We start from the raw sequence: 18,039 nt of genomic DNA on the forward strand, positions 1-18,039 counted from the left end.
TACTTTAAGCGTATTAAACACGTTTTTAAAAATGTAACATATTGAACTTCATTTATTAGAATATCAATTTCTAATATCTTCTTTTTAAAATTATAGTATATTTATCAGAAAAAACATCATGAAAAAACTGTCGATTCTGATTCTGCTTTTATTGAATTTCTTTTTTATTAATTCGGCTTTAAGCAAAAAAAATAATCCTAAAATAATTAATGCATTTTCGAATCCTGTTTTTGACGGAAAAGGATATCAGCCAATTGGTTCTTTAAAATGGAAATTCAAAACTGAAGGCAAAATTTTCGCTTCTCCAATTGCAAAAAATGATATTGTTTATATTGGCAGCGAAGACGGTTTTCTATATGCCATTGAAGAAAAATCAGGAAAAACAAAATGGAAATTCAAAACTGAAGGAGCAATTCACAGTTCTACAAGTATATTTGAAAACACGATTTATTTTGGAAGTTTTGATGGAAATTATTACGCCGTAAATACAGAAGACGGAAAACTAATCTGGAAATTTAAAACTGGCGGCGAACATTGGCTGGGCGAAATTGGAATGTGGGGAATGAAACCGGAAACTCAATATATGGATGATTTATGGGACTTTTATTTATCATCTCCAGTAGTTTATGAAAACGGAAAAACAGCCGTAGTTTTATTCGGAAGTAGCGACGGAAATGTTTATTCTGTAGACGCTAAAACAGGTGACTTAAAATGGAAATTCAAAACTAACGGACCTGTTCACGGAACGCCTGTAATCGATCGTGATAAAATTTATATTGGTGGTTGGGATGCAACTTTATATGCATTGAATATAGAAACCGGAAAGGAAATATGGAGTTTTGCCACGGGAACAAAAACTGGCTTTAAAGGAATTCAATCGTCTGTTGCAGTTTCTGACGGGAAAGTTTATTTTGGCGCCAGAGAACCATTCTTTTTTGCTTTAAATGCCGAAACCGGAAAACTAATCTGGAAATACGATGCGCAAAGTTCCTGGATCTTAAGCTCTGCCGTTATTCAAGATAATACGGTTTATGTAGGAACATCAGATACATATGCATTACTAGCTTTGGATGCTAAAACCGGTGCCGAAAAATATCGTTTCAAAGCCAATGGTTATGTTTATACTTCACCGGCAATTGCAGGAAATACGATTTATTTTGGAGATTTTACTGGTAATTTCTTCTCTTTGGATTTACACTCAAATGGCAAAAAATCTAATGTTGTAAGCACCGAAAATCGGAAACAATTTGCCGCTTCGACGTTAAAAAATGACTTACTTGATTTTGGATATACTGGTCAAAATGAAGATCTTTCACTTTATGATAATAATAAAAAAGTGATGGATCAATTTTACCAATTAGGTTCTATAGTTTCGTCTCCATTTATAAACAATAACACCATTTATTTCGGAAGCGCTGATGGATATTTATATGCTTATTATTTAGAAAAATAGAGTGAATTTAACCGCAAAAGCTTTACCGTTAATCTTGCCTTGTGTATTTTACCGCAAAGTTCGCAAAGTTTTTTTATTTGTAAGGTTTTATAAAAAACGTAAAGTTCGCAAAGCTTTACCGTTAATCTTGCCTTGCGTATTTTACCGCAAAGCGCGCAAAGATTTTTTATTTGGAAGGTTTTATAAAAACGCAAAGTTCGCAAAGCTTTATCAATATAGCTTTGCGAACTTTGCGTTTAATGAGCGTAATCTATAACAAAAATACTTTGCGCGCTTTGCGGTTAAATTCCCACGCACTTCCCACGCAATTACTACATAATTTTGACTGAAGTCATGCTCAAAGAACCCGCCAATAATTTATCATTGAACAAACTCAATTCTTCTGATTTTTCTTTTAAACCTAAAGTATATAATAAAGGCAAATAATGATCCGGAGTTGGAATCGCCAATTGAATCGCTTTATTCATTTTTTCGAAATCAATCAAAGGCTGAAAATTTCCATCCAATAAATAATTATTAACGGTTTCACGCGCTTCAATCGCCCAATCGTAACCATAATTATCTTTATCGAAATTTCTGAAATCAACCAGACGAAGATTATGAACAATGTTTCCACTTCCGATAATCAAAACACCTTTACGACGCAATGATTGCAACTTCTGAGCCAACTCAAAATGATATTGTCCTGATTTTGTATAATCAATACTCAACTGAATTACCGGAACATTTGCCTCTGGATATAAATGTTTTATTACGCTCCAGGCGCCATGATCTAAACCCCAATGTTCATCTAAATCAACTTGAACAGGATCTAAAATTTTCTGAGTTTCCAAAGCTAATTCAGGACTTCCTTTTGCAGGATATTGCACATCAAATAAAGCTTGCGGAAAACCACCAAAATCATGAATCGTTCTTGGCATTTGCATCGAAGTCACTTTGGTTCCGTTCGTAAACCAATGCGCCGAAACACATAGAATCGCATTCGGTTGTGGCAATGTTTTGGCAAGATCACGAAAACCAGCCACAAACTGATTTTCTTCAATTGCATTCATTGGGCTGCCGTGTCCTAAAAATAAAACCGGCATTTTATCTGTATTCGAAAACGTCGATGAAATCGAATGTAAGTCGTTTAATGTTGTCATTGTGAAAATAGATTTTACAACACAAATTGCACTAATTTACACAAATTATAAACCTAAAATAATTCGTAAAAATCTGTGAAATTGGTGTCTTATTCCTCAAAACTCTCGTCTTTAAATCCTATCAAATATAACTTATTTTTAGCACGTGTCATAGCGGTATAAAGCCATCTGATATAATCGCGATCGATTCCGTTTGGTAAATATGGCTGTTCTATAAAAACCGTATTCCACTGCCCTCCTTGCGATTTATGACACGTAATTGCGTACGAGAATTTCACTTGTAATCCGTTAAAATATTCGTTCTCTTTTACTTTCTGAAACTTCTTGTATTTCGTCGTTTCATTTTCATAATCCTTCATCACTTCTTCGTACAAACGATTTGATTCTTCGTACGTTAAAGATGGAGATTCACTTTTGATTGTATCTAATAACAATACCGTTTCAAAAGGTTTCTGCTCCGGATAATCGACCATTCTGATTTTTACTTTCGCAAAAGTAAATCCGTATAATTCTTTGATTCCAAAAAGTTCCAGAACTTCAATAATATCACCATTGGCAATAAATCCAGCTTCATCAGTTTCTTTTAGCCAGAAATAATTATTCTTTACTACCATCAAGAAATCGCCCACAGAAAGTTCACTTTCTTTAAACAAAATCCTCGTTCTGATTTGTTCATTATATTGATTCGCTCTTTTATTCGAACGAACTATAAACGCTGTATCTTCAATACTATAATTACTGTAAGCCGAATTAATTGCATCCTGAATATCGTAACCATCCGTTAATCGGACAATATCTTTGAACTTTTTTACATTGAATTTAAACTCAGTAATAAAGCTTTCTTTTAGTAATTCACGTAATTCTGTCGCATTAAACAAAATCCCTGAACTTTCCTCCTGACGCATTACTTCGTCAAGTTCGATATGTTCGATTTCTTTATTATAATGAGCCGCCAAAGTATGCGTGTCAAGCGCCGGACTTATATCTAAATTTACGGGCGGCAACTGAGCGGTATCTCCAAGAAGAATCATCTTGCAATTGGTTCCTGAATATACATACGAAATCAAATCGTCCAGAAGCGATCCGTTATCATAAAGTTTAGAATCTGAATTGCTATCAGAAATCATCGAAGCCTCATCGACGATAAAAATGGTGTTTTTATGCTTGTTCAATTGCTTGGTAAAAGCAACGCCTCCACCAGCCGACTTTTTAGGAAAATATATTTTTTTATGGATTGTAAAAGCAGGCGTATTCGAATAATTTGCAATTACTTTTGCCGCACGACCAGTTGGCGCCAACAAAACAAACTTTTTATTAATATCGCCAAGATTGTTTACAATTGTCGAAATCACAGTCGTTTTTCCAGTTCCGGCATATCCTTTTAGTACAAAAATCGTATCGTTATGTGTGTCCGTTAAGAAAATAGCGATTTTCTGAAAAAAAATGTCCTGTTTGTATGTTGGAGGAAACGGAAATCTTTTTTGCAAAACGCCGTAAAACAAAGATGAATTCATAAGGTAAAATTGAAATACAAAGTACGGGCTTTTTAATGGCAATGTCAATTTAATCTTTTCCACCATATAAGTAATGTAAGTCCATATTATCATGGAATCAATACAAAAAGCTTTGACATAAGAATCAGCATGGCCCAAGGTTTCAACCTTGGGAGACGTATTATAATATTTGTTTGATTCTATATATTACAACAATATATTGTGTTCCAGTGGTTGAAACCACTGGCTATGTTTCCTATACTTTACCTTTACTGATCATTTACAAGATTCAAACTTTAAATGGCAAGTCACAGATTTTCACATTGAATTCCATTTCCAGCAAAAGCTAAATCTTAAATTACTTACATCACTTATATGGTAAAGAAAATTTAACCTTGCTTTAAAATCTAATTGAAATTGTTTTTTGAAATTGCAATTATAATTCTTCCTTTTTAATTTGTAAGTTTGTACTCGCCTTAAATTCTTTCTTGATTCAAAAACAGGTAACGAATTGTAAATCAAATATGTCATTGCAAAATACTAATATCACTTCAAAAAATTACAAAAAACTTTCTATTCAGGTTTCCTTGAATGGATTTTCATTTTGTTGTTTTGATACTCTAAATAATACTATTACAGCGTTTAACGAAGTTAACTTTGATGCTGCACAAAAAACATCAAAAATTGAAGACTTATATAGTGCTGCTTTTAAAAACTATCCTGAATTAAAAGATTCTTACGACGAGATTTTGGTAATTCACAACAATAATCTTTCAACTTTTGTACCAACGGCTTTGTTCGACGAAAATTACCTGGCAAGCTATTTACAATACACTACAAAAGTTTTTGAAACTGATTTTTTTACTTTCGATCATCTTTCAAAATACGAAATGAATTCGGTTTATATTCCGTATGTCAATATTAATAACTTTTTAATTGATACTGTTGGTTCGTTTGATTACAAACATGTCAACAGTATTTTGGTCGAGAAAATCATTGAAAATTCAAAAAACAATGATGAGAAAAAAATGGTGGTAAATTTCAATCCAAATCATTTTGAAATAATCGTTGTGCAAAATCAAAAGCTGCTATTATTCAATTCTTTTGAATACCAGACTCCCGAAGATTTTCTTTATTATATACTATTTACTGCCGAACAATTGAGCTTAAATCCAGAAAGTTTTCCGCTTGAATTGTTAGGAACAATAGATAGAAACGACCCATTTTATGCCATTGCTTACAAGTATATTCGCCATATTTCTTTTATGGATGTAGAGACTTTACAGCAAAGAAACCGCTTTTCAACTGCACAAAATCAAAAACATTATATCTTATTTCAATCATGAGAATCATTTCAGGAAAATACAAAGGACGCCGAATTTTTCCGCCAAAAAACCTTCCTGTAAGACCTACGACTGACATGAGTAAAGAAGCATTATTTAATGTTTTAAATAATCATTTTAGTTTTGACGGCTTAAAGGTTTTAGACTTATTTTCGGGAACCGGTAATATCAGTTACGAATTCGCTTCACGCGGAAGTGCTCCAATTACCTCAGTTGATGGTGATTTTGGATGTGTAAAATTTGTCAAACAAGTCGCTTCAGAATATGATTTTAATATTGCGGCTACGAAAAGTGACGTTTATAAATTTCTGGAAAATTGCAAAACATCCTATGATATTATTTTTGCAGATCCGCCTTATGGATTAGATCAAAATGCTTTTGAAAAAATTGTTTTAACGGTTTTCGAAAGAGATTTACTTCATGAAGACGGAATGATGATTATCGAGCATTCGAAATATACAAAAATGGAGCATTTAAGTAATTTTTCTTTTCAGAAAAGCTACGGAGGATCTTTCTTTAGTTTCTTTGAATTGAATTCTACAGATGACGACGAAGAACTTCCGGACAATTCCATAAAAATAATAGAAGAAGACGAAGGATAATTTCCTTTTTAAATCATAAAAAAATCCCTTGAAAATTTCAAGGGATTTTTTGTTTTATCGAACTCTGTCTGAATTCTCATTAATACTCTTTTCTTTAAATTCAGTAGTCTTTATTTTTCCAAAAGAATACTTTATCGCAATTGAAACTTCCTGAGCATCGACTACATATCTTGCTTTTGAGCTGACATTATTAATTGTAAATTCTTCTTTTTCTACTACATTTTTAAAAATGTTATTCCAACTGAGTGTACAATTCCATTTTTTAAGAAAGGTTTTTGAAACCGCCATATCAACCAGAAATCTGGCATTTCGTTCAAAAACTCCTTTATATTGTTCCGTTAATCCCCAAAAACTAACGACTACATTATATTCTTTTGGAAGCTTAAATTCGTTACTCGAATAATAATACAAATAAGGTTTTGATGATAATTGTACTGCCGACGGATCTTGTATTTTCTCCAGAATAAAAACGAGCGAATTAGTTGTTGTCCAGAATTTATAAGTAAAAGGTATTTCAAAATCAAGACTAATTCCTTCTTCTTTCTTGAAATTTATATCTTTAAAAGTCATTATATTTTGCTGGTTATCAAACGTAAAAGTATTATAAACCGGATCTGTATTTTGGTAATAACTTAATTTCACTGATTTATCATGATATTGAAAAGTAGACGAAATTTCATTAATAATAGTTGGATCTAAAAAAATGTTTCGAGCATATAAAAAATATGGATTTATATAAGTTGCGCCCTGACTTAAAGACGAATAATTAGGTCTTGAAATACTCTTAGCATAATTTATACTAATATTTTTTGTGCTGTCAATTGCAAATGTAAACTGTGCTTTTGGAAAAAATTTGGTGTAGTTTTTATCTATTAAAGGCGTTAAATCAGTTCTAAATTTCCCGTCTACATTGGTATTCTCTACTCTTACACCAACTGAGAAATCGACCTTTTTAATCTTTCCGGAAAGCTGACTATATCCCGCTAAATTTTGCTCGCTAAAATCATAATGGCTTATTTCATTTACATTAGTTTTATAATATAAAATATCCGAATCTGATTTTGAAGTAGCAGAAGAGTACAATCCTCCAACTTCCAATTTTATTTCATTTTTGAATTTTTTCTCTGCATCAATTCTTCCGGAAAAAACATTTACTTTAAATCTTTGATCTCGATTTTGCGTCAATTCAAATTGTGTATCATTAAAATTATCCTGAACATTACTCAAAGAAGTCTGATCAAAATTTGAATATTGAATTCCGGTAAAAACCTGCGTATCAATTGACTTAATTTTCTTAGAATAATTCAAAAAAGAGTTTACAAAATTCTTTCTTCCGCTATTATTGCTAGCCGTCACAACATGATTTTCAATCTCTTTATTTTTATTATCCGTTATTGTATTGATTGGAAAAGCATCTGTTTGTAATTTACTATTGACACTAAACGAAAAATAATCATCTTCGTTTATTTTATAAAACAAACCTGCGCCAAACACGTATTGTTTTCTTTTAGTATCGGCGGTTACATCATATTTAGAAGCAATATCTGCAGTCGGAATTTGATAATCGATACTATGGTTTTCCCACGGGTTTAGACGATTGTAATTGAAATTTGCTTTCAGTTCGAGTTTGTTTTTTTTGAAATTAGAATTAAATCCTAGGTAATTATTGTAGTTTTTTTTGAAAGAAGCAACCTCAGAAATTTCCGTTCGGAAACTATCTTTTTTGCTAAATTTTCTTGTAATTAAAATCACAGAACGACCTTCGGCTTCATATTTAGAAGATGGATTCTGAATGATTTCGATCGTTTTAATATCGGCTACAGCCAAAGCATTCAAATCGTTCATTCCTACTTTTTGATTGTCGATATAAATCAGCGGACTTCCTTTGCCAATAACCGTAATACTTTCTTTGTCTGAACTCACTTGAACCGTTGGTAATTTCGCCAATAAATCAACTGAATTTGGAATCGAATTGTAAATCGAATTAGCAACATCTACTTTTATATTTCCGTTTGTATTGGTAAAAGTTTTTTTGTTTTGAGTGATCACAACTTCATTTAACTTATTCGAAATACTGTCTTTAGGAGTTTCGGTTTGTGCATTTGCAAGTAGAGAACAACAAAATAAAATTAGAATTAAGAAAAGTTTTAAAGGCAAATAAATGTTCATTTTTTGATTGATTTTAGATTGAAACAATGCAAAAGTGCTTCTAAAAATGAGTTCTGAAGGTTAATTGAAGGTTAATGCGGAGTTAACGTGCTTTTTGTACTATAAAAGCATTATTTTTGAATCGAGAAAATTTGCCCACAGATTTTACGGATTAAACGGATTTACACTGGTTTAAGTAATAAAGTTTGCGTAAAAATAATATCTATACAAATCCGTTTAATCAGCGTCATCCGCGTGCCATTATTTCATAATAACAAATGAAACAAAGAATCAATTTATTAATCGCATTTTCTGTTATAGCTTTGATCGTTTTATCGACGGTTCAATGCTATTTGGTAAAAACGACTTACGATTATAAAGTGGCGCAATTTCATACGGAAATCAAAAATGAAATCGCTCAGATATCTAACAATTATAGTGATATAGATTCTGTAATTGTATCTAGAAAAGAAGCTCTTTATAAAAATTTGTCCGAGAATTATATCAAAGGAAAAAAGAGCAAACTAGATATCAAAAATGGTGTTCTTGGCAATGAATTTAGAGATATATTGACGCAGAAAATCCAACGTAAGTTTGAACGTGATTTACCAAATCTAAAAATTGATTTTGCGATTGTACTCAATAAATTTATACTGTACCAAAACACAAAAAAAGCAGATACAATTTTCTCTGAAAAGCCATTTATACAAAACAAATTATACGGAAATCTAGCTTCTTTAAATCACGCTTTTCTGGTACGGAATTATGTTGGAACCACGAACGGAACTTTCGCTAATCAAGATTACAAATTATTGACAGAAGATTCAATGTACGTTTCTGTAATCGACTGGGAAATGATTATTTTAAGGCGAATGATGTTTGTTTTAATCTTATCATTATTATCGATCTTAACACTTATAACGCTTTTTGTAATCGCAATAAAAGCTTTAATCAAACAGAAAAAAGTAAGCGATGTAAAAACTGATTTCATCAATAATATTACGCACGAACTTAAAACACCTTTAGCAACTTTAAGTATTTCGACCAAAATCCTGGAGAAGAAAAATATTCGTGATGATGATGAAAATTTCCAGGCAATTGTCAATACGATTTCACGCCAGAACAATCGTTTACAAAATCTGATTGATCAGGTTATGGCAAATTCACTGGCTGAAAATGAAATTGAATTACAAAAAGAAAAAATAGAAACCGAAGATTTTCTTACTGCAATTGTGAATGATTTTAAAATTACATTCCCAAAAATCAATCTTCAAACTGATTTTCAAACGCAGAAAACAATTTTAGTTTTAGATAAATTCCATCTGACAACCGCTTTTTTAAATGTTTTAGAAAATGCTGTAAAATACGGTTCAAATACGATTACGATAAAAACAAGAATAGTCCAAAATCAATTTTCTATTAGTATTGAAGATGACGGAATTGGAATTGAAAAGAATAAACAATCGCTCCTTTTTGATAAATTCTATCGCGTAGAACAAGGTAATCTTCATAATACAAAAGGCTTAGGTTTAGGATTGTATTATGTCAATCAAATTATAAAAGCGCATCAGGGCACAATTAACGTTGTGAGTGATTTAGGAAAAGGAACTCAGTTTACTATTTTATTAAAAATTTAATTATCTTATTTTGAAAAAATTACTTTTAGCTGAAGACGATTTTGACTTTGCCGGAATTTTAAAAAAATATTTAGAATTACATCAATTTGAAGTAATCTGGGCAGAAAATGGAGAAATAGCTTTAGACTATTTTAAAAACCAAGAATTTGATATTTGTGTTTTTGACGTTATGATGCCAAAATTAGATGGTTTTTCATTGGCCGAAAAAATAATTACAATCAATCCTGAGATTCCATTTATTTTTCTAACAGCTAGAAAGTTAAAAGAAGACAAAATCACCGGATTAAAACTTGGTGCAGACGATTATATCATAAAACCTTTTGAAGTCGACGAACTGGTTTTGCGTTTGCAGAATATTCTAAAGAGAATCGAACAAAAGAGAACTCTGGACGGAAATAATATAATTGAAATTGGTTCTTATATCTTTGATAATGAAAGATTAACACTAAATAATAGAAATCATGTGCAACAGCTTACAGAAATGGAAGCTTCGCTTATTGAGTATTTATATCTAAACCACAATACGTTATTAAAGAGAGACCAAATTTTAATGTCGGTTTGGAAAAAAGATGATTATTTCTCAGGACGAAGTATGGATGTTTTTATCAGCAGACTTAGAAAATACTTTAATTCAGATCCAAAAATCAGTATTGAAAGTGTTCGTAATATTGGCTTAGAATTTAAAATAGAAAAACCTTGACGAATCAAGGTTTTTCTATTTTAAAAAGATTATTTCCCGATAACCCATCCTAGTGAAAAGTTTGCTACTGCTGCAAATTCACTGTCATATTTATCAATATTAATACCCGCACCTAAGTTTACTTCTAAATTAAATCTTCCTTTATAAGTTCGCTGAAATCCCCAAAGCGGAGCAATTGTTACAGAAGGACAATATTCATTAAACTTACTATTTGCAGAAATTGATTGAAAGTGATAGTAGACCGAGCCAGCGACAAAGTTCCCTGAATTATAGGCTGTTCTTTTTCCTTTAGTTGCTCTTTTTTCCAGATTATAATAATGACGAAATTGTTCCGTAATTGTTGGAACAAAATACCAAGTAGATTCATCATAAAAATCACTATGTCTATACCCTAAGTTCAAACTTAGTTCCGAATAAAGTGTATTTTTAGTATCAAAGCCATGTTCATATACAAACCCCGGAACTAACAAATTAATTTTAAATTGATTTTTTCTGACAGAAGTTACAGCTTCATCTTGTGCATAAACCCCATTAAACAAAAGAACGGCAAAACATAAGAACAGATAATTTTTTTTCATTTTGGTTATTTAAATTGGTTGCGCCAAAAATAGCATTTAAATAATACAAATCGTATTAAAAGATCCTTTTAACACTGAGAAAAATATAAGTTTTAAAGGCAATTGTATAACGGTTCTAAAAGATATCATAATACATTTGTTATGAACCTTTTAAAACTAGAAATCATGAACCTAAAAAGATTTTTTGGAGGTCTACTAACCATTCTTGGTATAGTTGGACTTATTTATACAGCCGTGATATTCTCCGGTACATCCGGAGCAACAAGAGATATTAAATCACTAATTATTTATGGAATTCTTGGTATTGTTTTCTTTATGTCCGGAATCAGTTTAGTGCGTACAACAAAAGACGAATCATAATTTATTGAGGCAACAAAACGTTAGCAATCTTTGTATAAAAAGGAGTTTCTACATTGTATTTAGCGCCTTCTTTAACCACAAACTGAGTTAATGAAATTGCCTCTGTATTTTTGTCTGCCAATAAATCTCTGTGCATAGATGAAGTCGCTTCTTTTGGCGATTTCTCTAATTTTACGATTGTTTGTTGTACAATATCGTTTGGCAGTTTCAGCTCTTTAGCTTTGGCAACCGCTACAATTTCATGTATTAATTGAACATAAAGCTCTTTAGATTCGGGATTGTTTAAAATTTCACCAATATTCTCATTCAAATAAGAAGTTGCAGAAGCTAATGCCGAAATAAAAATGAATTTCTCCCAAACCGTTTCTTCAATATTTTCAACCAGATAACTTTCGATTTTGGCCTTTTGCAAAATGTCTTGCAATTCTTCTAATTTTGATCTTGAAGTCGTTTTAGAGCCAAAAAATAACTTTTCGTAAAAACCCATTTTCCTGATCGTTCCAGGCGAAAAGATCATCGAAATAATATAAACACAACCTTCTAAAACTACATTCTCAGGGAATAATTCCTGAATACGTTCCGGCGCATCAACGCCATTATACAAAGGAAGAATAACGGTTTCAGAAACAATACACTTTTTTAACGAAAGTAAACTTTCCTCAATATCGTAGGTTTTGGTAGCGCAAATTAAATAATCTAATTGCCCAATTTCATCCGGATTATTCGAAACCAATTTTGGACGAACAATAAATTCAGTTTCATCTGTAACGATTTTTAATCCGTCCTGAGCGATTATTCTTTGAGTTTCTCCACGCGCAATAAAGACAATTTCAATTGCATCCGATCCAAAATAAGCTTTCGCCAAAAGTCCACCAAAATAACCTCCAACTCCACCAAGTCCTAAAATTCCGATTCTTGTTTTCATAATTATTATTTTTTAGCCACGAATTACACTAATTAGCTCGAATTAAAAGTAACACAACCATATAGTTTGTCATTTCGAGGAACGAGAAATCTTCACGAGTAACTCCGTAACGAAAGCCCAATCTTTGTCGAGTTTCTCGCGAAGATTTCTCGTTCCTCGAAATGACAAAAATGCGGTTACTGCGAGTAAATAAAAAAAAATCCGTTAAAATCCGCGCCTTCGCAATAGCGAATCCGTAAAATCCGCGTGCCATTCAACACAAAGCCATTTCAACACAAAACCATCAAACACAAAGCTACTCCTCCAAAACAGGATCCAAATTCAACTCCGTAAAATCATGTTCTGTTTTCGAGATTATAATTGTCGCCACGGTATTTCCAATCAAATTTGTTATTGCTCTCGCTTCACTCATAAATTTATCAACTCCCAATAAAAAAGCCAATCCTTCGACCGGAATCTTATGCAAAGCCGTCAAAGTCGACGCCAGAACTATAAATCCGCTTCCGGTTACACCTGCCGCGCCTTTTGAGGTTACCATCAGGATTCCGATAACACTTAGTATTTCGAAAAAACTCAAATGAACATCATACAATTGCGCTAAAAATATCACCGACATCGACAAATAAATCGAAGTTCCGTCAAGGTTAAAAGAATAACCTGTTGGAATCACCAAACCAACAACCGATTTACTACAACCCATTTGTTCCAGTTTTACCATAATACTTGGCAAAGCAGCTTCGGAAGATGAAGTTCCAAGAACCAATAAAAGTTCCTCTTTAATGTATTTTAAAATCGAAAGAATACTGATTTTATAATATCTCAAAATACTTCCTAAAACCAGAAATACAAACAGCGCCATAGTCAGATAAACACATAACATCAATTTCCCAAGCGGAATCAAAGTCTGCAAACCGAACTTACCAATAGTGAAAGCCATTCCGCCAAAAGCACCAATTGGAGCCAAATACATGACATATTTTAATCCTAGGAAAACTAATTTTGAAAAACGTTCTAAAACTAAAATTGTTTGTTCTCTTTTTTTATAAAAATTCAATGCAATACCGCAAACAATCGCCGCCAATAAAACCTGCAAAGTAAAGTTCGAAAAGAAAAACTCTAACCACGAAAAATGTTTGGCTGTACTACTTGTATATTGACTGGCATCGCCAAGAGTCAATCCGGATCTGTCAATTTTTCCGGGCTTAAAAATATTAGCAACAGAAACTCCAATCGCCAAAGCCACTGTCGAAACCACTTCAAAATATCCGAGCGCTTTTATTCCAATTCGGCCTACTTTTTTAAGATTTCCCATTCCCGAAATTCCTAAAACGATCGTTAGAAAAATAATCGGACCAATAAAAAGTTTGATAATATCAATAAACCTTGTGCCTAATATTTCCATTTTCACACCATTTTCAGGCGAAAAATGTCCAAGCAAAATACCTGCAATAATAGCAATCAGAACCCAAAAAGTAAGATTGGTAATGATGATTTTAAAAGTACTTTTCTTTGGTTTATTAGAAGATTTGGGAGAGTTTATATTCATGAGGATAGATTAGAGAGTATCACAAATATATATAAAAAATGCAGACCTATAAGCCGGATTCTGTCTCTGATAAATCAGAGCCTTATCATTTATCTAGATCCAGCATTACTGCTGGACTCAAGCTACCTACCCTTCAACAACGGACGAGAAGCCCTTAAATGCTGATATACTTGGTATTTCACCGCATAGAGTTTACCTGGTTTCACTACAGCATTACCTGTACATACTTTCTGTTGCACTTGTCCTTGCGCTATTTCTAACGCCGACGGGTGTTACCCGCTATGCTTCTCTGTGGTGTCCGGACTTTCCTCCCTCCCGATAAATCAGGACGACGATAAGGCGGTCTGCGCGGCAAAAGTAACGATTTATCAACTAAGAATAATCATTTAAAATTTTAGATTTTAGACTCGTTTTCATAACATTTTAATTTTAAATTAGTTATCTTTAAAATCCATAATTTTAAAATTCAATTATTATGATTAGAATGTATCATTACGCAACTGTTTCAAAAGCTTTAGATCAATTGAATGAAAAAGGATTTACATGTGATTTTAATCTAAACTCGGACCTGATTAAAAAAAATCCTGAAAAATTTGAAATTGTTCATGTGTATCGATACGAAGGGGATTCGGACCCAGGCGATGAGGCAGTTGTATACGGAATTAAGTCGACTTCAGGTAAAAAAGGCGTGTATGTCGCGGGTTTCTCCGCCGACTCAGATCAGGAAACTGCAAAGTTTTTATTCGATCTCAGTATAAAGGGCAGGTGATTTTTAAGGAGCTATTTCCTGCTATACGCTGTATCTTTTCCTTGTTAAAGAAACAAGAAAAAGGATGCCGCTCCTATCAGGGCTAGGACTTTAGGTTTCATAAGAAAATTTATGTTTTTAAACAATCAAAAGTTATTGCGAGAAACGAAGTAATTACGCCTATAAAAACAACGTGATTCAGCAAGTGAGATTGCTTCGTTCCTCGCAATGACATAAAATCCGCATCAATCCGTGTTTTCGCGATAGCGAATCCGTTTCATCCGCGTACCATCTCAATCCAATAAACCACAAAAAAAAGTCCATCATAAAATGACAGACTTTTAAAAACAGTACATAAAATAAATTATGCTGTTGGTATTTTTATTTTCCAACCCGCTTGAATCAAGTCAGGGTTTTTAATAAGATCTCTATTCGCTTCAAAAATTGCTTCCCAAGAAACGCCGTGTGCTCTTCCTATTTTCGATAGCGAATCACCACTTACAACAGTATATTCCGTTGTTGTTCCTTCGGCAACTGCAATATTCAACACTACATCTGCTGATCTAAATTCAGGATCAATCTTTCCGTAAGCATCCCAAACCTTATCTTTATCCGCAGCCGATTTTGCTGTTCCGTCAATATATAGCACATTATCCTGCTCTCTTACTTGCAAATTAGCGATACCTAAATTGGTCGCTAAATCTGTTAACTCTTTGTATTTATCCAATAAACTCATAGCTCCTTTTATTTAATAGTTAACTTATTTTCAACTTTTTTAGGTTTCAATTCCTGTACACTTTTAATCAAGTTTGGCAATTGCTCTTTTTTGATAGTTCCTGTAAGAGTTACTACACCATCCTTAATCGCAGCACTTACACCGCTATATGTTTTTACAACCTCATTTACCGAAGTAGTTAAAACCGCATCTGGGTTTATTTCAACAGGAGCTGGCGCTGCTACAGGTTCCGGAGCCGCAATCTCACAATTATTCACTACAGATTTTACACCTTTTATACCTTTAACAATGCTCTCCGCATTTTGCTTAAGAGCTTCATCTTTACAAATACCCGAGATTGTTGCAACTCCATCTTTTACAGTCACGTCAACACCTGGCAAAGCACTTATTTTTGCAGCAATTTCTTTTTGAATATCTGCATCTTTAGGGCCACAAGCTACTAATGAAAAAGCAAGGCACAGTCCTAATAAAATTGATTTAACTTTCATAATGATATCTTTTAAATTAATTAATCACCTAAGTTAACGAATAAATCAATTAAATATTACATAATAATCTTACAATTTTAAAACTTATTAATTTCTTAAAATTAATGCATAAAAAAAGTCCTGAATTTTAATATTCAGGACTTCTGCATTATTTACTAAAATCTCTATCATTAAAAAAAAACAGATTTTACTCTATATCAAATAATTAGTTTTTTTTCTCTTTTTAAACTATCGAGATGTTTCAATGAATCAAAATTCTCAAATTGTCCACTATTAATTCCCTCTTGAATTGCATTCTTCAAAAAGAGTACTTGGTTTTCTTCTTCCGAAAGTTTTTGCTTGGTAAAATTTTCAAAACGATTATTTATTACAGTATTTTTTTTCATAGTTACTTTTCAAATTAATCCAAAAAATTCTCAGGATAAAGTGTTTGTCCATACTTTTTAAAAATGGCATTTATTTTATCCTTTTTCTCAAGATCATTGCTAGATGAAGCCGTTTCCATATAGTTTGACATTTCTTCAAACAAATCATCTAATCCAGCCGGAGTCACCGTACATAAAAGTTTAGCAGGTTTATCGCTTAAGTTTTTAAAACCATGAACAATTCCGCCTTTCGGAATATTGATAAAAGAGTTTTTCTTCGCCACATAACTTCCTAATTCAGATTTGAATGAAACTTCACCTTCCAAAACAAAAAAAGTCTCCGCAAAATCAGGATGTGCATGCGGATTTGGCCCGGCTCCAACAGGAACCGACATTTCGATTACGGCATATTCTCCGTTAGTTTGTTTTCCCGAAATTATAATTCGGTAATTTCCTCCGGCTATATTTAATTTCTGACCTTCGGATTCGTCGACAGTTATTATTGTGTTTGGAGTTTTCATTTTTAAATTGTTTTATTACCCGATAATCTATTAAGATTTAATGTTGCCAAAACATGAATTTCATAATCATGCCAATGAGAACCACCAGCATGATTGCTATTTTCTACAATTGACAAAAAATCTAATATTTTTTCAATTCCAACACTATTATCTTCCTCATTTTCAATTATACTATTTATAACTTTTGAAGTTTCATATTCTATCACATACAAATCATCATATTTTGATTTTTCTTCGAAATATCTGCACATCATTTGCATATTTTCAAAATGCTGAATTGAATGTATCTTCATTATAGATTTTAATTTGATTACGTTCATGCGCAGGATATTTTTCCTACTTATACTTATTCCTTTAAAAATTAAAACTAAATATATTCAAAAAATAGAACATGATTAATCCTAAAAAAAGCGCGAAAATCCCAATAAGAATTGCACTTGTAATCAATATTTTTTTCATATTTAATTTTATTTCTTTACAAAACTATTCATGTTATCTAACATTTTAGTTTTCAAATTATTTCAATCAATTCGGCGAATAATCAACCTTTGTCAAAACCCGATCTTCAACATTTCCAATTACATCGCCATATTTTTCGGTGTATTGTTTTTTAATTTCTATCCATTCTTTATCGGCTTTAAAACCGTCCCAAGCTTTTTTCATTGTATTTTGATCCGGCCATTCTAAAAAATAAACAAACTCAGTTTTCTTATCTGACTTTGATTCGTAAATCGACATGATTTTAAAATTATACTTCTTCATAATACGCATTGCATGATCTCGAAATCGCTCATGAAAAATATCTTTATTCTTTTCGAAAATTTCATAAATACGCAATTGATAAACAGGACTTGTCTGTGTTACACTTTGCGCTTTTACAACCGAAGTTGCGATTAATAGTAAAGTCAATAAAAACAGTTTCATATTTGATAATTTATATAGGATTAAAGTCTTGAAAAAATAGTCTTTTTAAAAATTACAATATTGATAATAAAGTTTTTGCACGTAATCAAAAGTATAAATTTTAAATAACATTTATTAGAATTAAATCTTACAACAACAATTCGTTTTCGTGCTTAGTGAGATTGCTTCGTTCCTCGCAAGGACTTTGATTGCCGACTATGATGGCGACTCTTCACCTTCATTAAGAAAATAAGCATACAGAAAAAATCCGCATAAATCCGCGTTTTCGCTTTAGCGAATCCGTTTTATCAGTGTTCAATTTGCCCATTCCAAAATTTAAAAATGTTAATT

At 32.2% G+C, this 18,039-nt stretch carries 19 protein-coding genes and 1 other RNA gene; 7 read left to right on the forward strand and 13 right to left on the reverse strand.

The window, feature by feature from the left end:
- The first annotated feature begins 118 nt into the window (after positions 1–118).
- Positions 119–1,453 carry a PQQ-binding-like beta-propeller repeat protein gene (locus tag CLU81_RS03655; protein WP_099708586.1) on the forward strand — a complete coding sequence of 445 codons (1,335 nt, stop codon included), beginning with the start codon at positions 119–121 and terminating at the stop codon, positions 1,451–1,453.
- 311 nt (positions 1,454–1,764) lie between these two features.
- Here CLU81_RS03655 and ygiD read toward each other — a convergent pair whose 3' ends face one another.
- Positions 1,765–2,595 carry a 4,5-DOPA dioxygenase extradiol gene (gene ygiD, locus CLU81_RS03665; RefSeq protein ID WP_099708588.1) on the reverse strand — a complete coding sequence of 277 codons (831 nt, stop codon included), beginning with the start codon at positions 2,593–2,595 and terminating at the stop codon, positions 1,765–1,767.
- Positions 2,596–2,684: 89 nt separating this feature from the next.
- On the reverse strand, positions 2,685–4,109 hold the full coding sequence (locus tag CLU81_RS03670) for an ATP-dependent RecD-like DNA helicase (protein ID WP_099708589.1): 1,425 nt from the start codon (positions 4,107–4,109) through the stop codon (positions 2,685–2,687).
- A gap of 503 nt (positions 4,110–4,612) precedes the next feature.
- On the opposite strand from CLU81_RS03670, the gene CLU81_RS03675 reads away from it, so the two are divergent.
- Together CLU81_RS03675 and CLU81_RS03680 are read left to right on the forward strand one after the other, a co-directional pair.
- Positions 4,613–5,434 (forward strand): DUF3822 family protein, encoded by an 822-nt coding sequence (locus tag CLU81_RS03675; protein WP_099712656.1) that lies wholly within the window; start codon positions 4,613–4,615, stop codon positions 5,432–5,434.
- Positions 5,431–6,033 carry an RsmD family RNA methyltransferase gene (locus CLU81_RS03680; RefSeq protein WP_099708590.1) on the forward strand — a complete coding sequence of 201 codons (603 nt, stop codon included), beginning with the start codon at positions 5,431–5,433 and terminating at the stop codon, positions 6,031–6,033. Before CLU81_RS03675 ends, CLU81_RS03680 begins: the two co-directional genes overlap by 4 nt.
- A 54-nt stretch (positions 6,034–6,087) precedes the next feature.
- On the opposite strand, the gene CLU81_RS03685 is transcribed toward CLU81_RS03680, so the two are convergent.
- On the reverse strand, positions 6,088–8,202 hold the full coding sequence (locus CLU81_RS03685; protein WP_099708591.1) for an outer membrane beta-barrel family protein: 2,115 nt from the start codon (positions 8,200–8,202) through the stop codon (positions 6,088–6,090).
- Between the two features lie 257 nt (positions 8,203–8,459).
- Here CLU81_RS03685 and CLU81_RS03690 point away from each other — a divergent pair, with 257 nt between their 5' ends.
- Complete coding sequence (locus CLU81_RS03690) at positions 8,460–9,818, forward strand: sensor histidine kinase KdpD (protein WP_099708592.1); 1,359 nt, start codon at positions 8,460–8,462, stop codon at positions 9,816–9,818.
- 10 nt (positions 9,819–9,828) lie between these two features.
- Complete coding sequence (locus CLU81_RS03695; protein WP_099708593.1) at positions 9,829–10,518, forward strand: response regulator transcription factor; 690 nt, start codon at positions 9,829–9,831, stop codon at positions 10,516–10,518.
- Between the two features lie 29 nt (positions 10,519–10,547).
- Here the strand turns inward: CLU81_RS03695 and CLU81_RS03700 are convergent, their stop codons facing one another.
- Positions 10,548–11,096, reverse strand: a complete 549-nt coding sequence (locus CLU81_RS03700; protein WP_099708594.1) for a hypothetical protein — start codon at positions 11,094–11,096, stop codon at positions 10,548–10,550.
- 165 nt (positions 11,097–11,261) lie between these two features.
- Between CLU81_RS03700 and CLU81_RS03705 the strand changes: the two genes are divergently transcribed.
- On the forward strand, positions 11,262–11,456 hold the full coding sequence (locus CLU81_RS03705) for a hypothetical protein (RefSeq protein WP_099708595.1): 195 nt from the start codon (positions 11,262–11,264) through the stop codon (positions 11,454–11,456).
- Between the two features lies 1 nt (position 11,457).
- Here CLU81_RS03705 and CLU81_RS03710 read toward each other — a convergent pair whose 3' ends face one another.
- From CLU81_RS03710 to rnpB, 3 genes are all read right to left on the reverse strand, one after another.
- Entirely contained in the window at positions 11,458–12,381 is a 924-nt protein-coding gene (locus CLU81_RS03710) for a ketopantoate reductase family protein (RefSeq protein ID WP_099708596.1), read from the reverse strand.
- 295 nt (positions 12,382–12,676) lie between these two features.
- Complete coding sequence (locus tag CLU81_RS03720) at positions 12,677–13,927, reverse strand: cation:dicarboxylate symporter family transporter (RefSeq protein WP_099708598.1); 1,251 nt, start codon at positions 13,925–13,927, stop codon at positions 12,677–12,679.
- A 33-nt stretch (positions 13,928–13,960) separates the two neighbouring features.
- An RNA gene (gene rnpB, locus CLU81_RS03725) (RNase P RNA component class A) lies at positions 13,961–14,278 on the reverse strand.
- Positions 14,279–14,402: 124 nt separating this feature from the next.
- On the opposite strand from rnpB, the gene CLU81_RS03730 reads away from it, so the two are divergent.
- Complete coding sequence (locus CLU81_RS03730) at positions 14,403–14,696, forward strand: hypothetical protein (RefSeq protein WP_099708599.1); 294 nt, start codon at positions 14,403–14,405, stop codon at positions 14,694–14,696.
- A 343-nt stretch (positions 14,697–15,039) separates the two neighbouring features.
- On the opposite strand, the gene CLU81_RS03735 is transcribed toward CLU81_RS03730, so the two are convergent.
- The 6 genes from CLU81_RS03735 to CLU81_RS03760 all read right to left on the reverse strand — a co-directional run bounded on the left by CLU81_RS03735 (position 15,040) and on the right by CLU81_RS03760 (position 17,709).
- Positions 15,040–15,411, reverse strand: a complete 372-nt coding sequence (locus CLU81_RS03735; protein ID WP_099708600.1) for a LysM peptidoglycan-binding domain-containing protein — start codon at positions 15,409–15,411, stop codon at positions 15,040–15,042.
- Between the two features lie 8 nt (positions 15,412–15,419).
- The gene (locus CLU81_RS03740; protein WP_099708601.1) at positions 15,420–15,899 is read right to left on the reverse strand and encodes a BON domain-containing protein; all 480 of its coding nucleotides are present in this window, start codon (positions 15,897–15,899) and stop codon (positions 15,420–15,422) included.
- A gap of 197 nt (positions 15,900–16,096) precedes the next feature.
- Complete coding sequence (locus tag CLU81_RS03745; RefSeq protein ID WP_099708602.1) at positions 16,097–16,285, reverse strand: type II toxin-antitoxin system ParD family antitoxin; 189 nt, start codon at positions 16,283–16,285, stop codon at positions 16,097–16,099.
- A gap of 14 nt (positions 16,286–16,299) precedes the next feature.
- Positions 16,300–16,785, reverse strand: coding sequence for a cupin domain-containing protein (locus CLU81_RS03750; RefSeq protein ID WP_099708603.1), 486 nt, complete (start codon positions 16,783–16,785; stop codon positions 16,300–16,302).
- 2 nt (positions 16,786–16,787) lie between these two features.
- Entirely contained in the window at positions 16,788–17,078 is a 291-nt protein-coding gene (locus CLU81_RS03755; protein ID WP_144444466.1) for a hypothetical protein, read from the reverse strand.
- A 232-nt stretch (positions 17,079–17,310) separates the two neighbouring features.
- On the reverse strand, positions 17,311–17,709 hold the full coding sequence (locus tag CLU81_RS03760; protein ID WP_099708605.1) for an NIPSNAP family protein: 399 nt from the start codon (positions 17,707–17,709) through the stop codon (positions 17,311–17,313).
- Between the last annotated feature and the right edge of the window lie 330 nt (positions 17,710–18,039).

This window comes from Flavobacterium sp. 9, assembly GCF_002754195.1.
Classification (GTDB): Bacteria; Bacteroidota; Bacteroidia; order Flavobacteriales; family Flavobacteriaceae; genus Flavobacterium.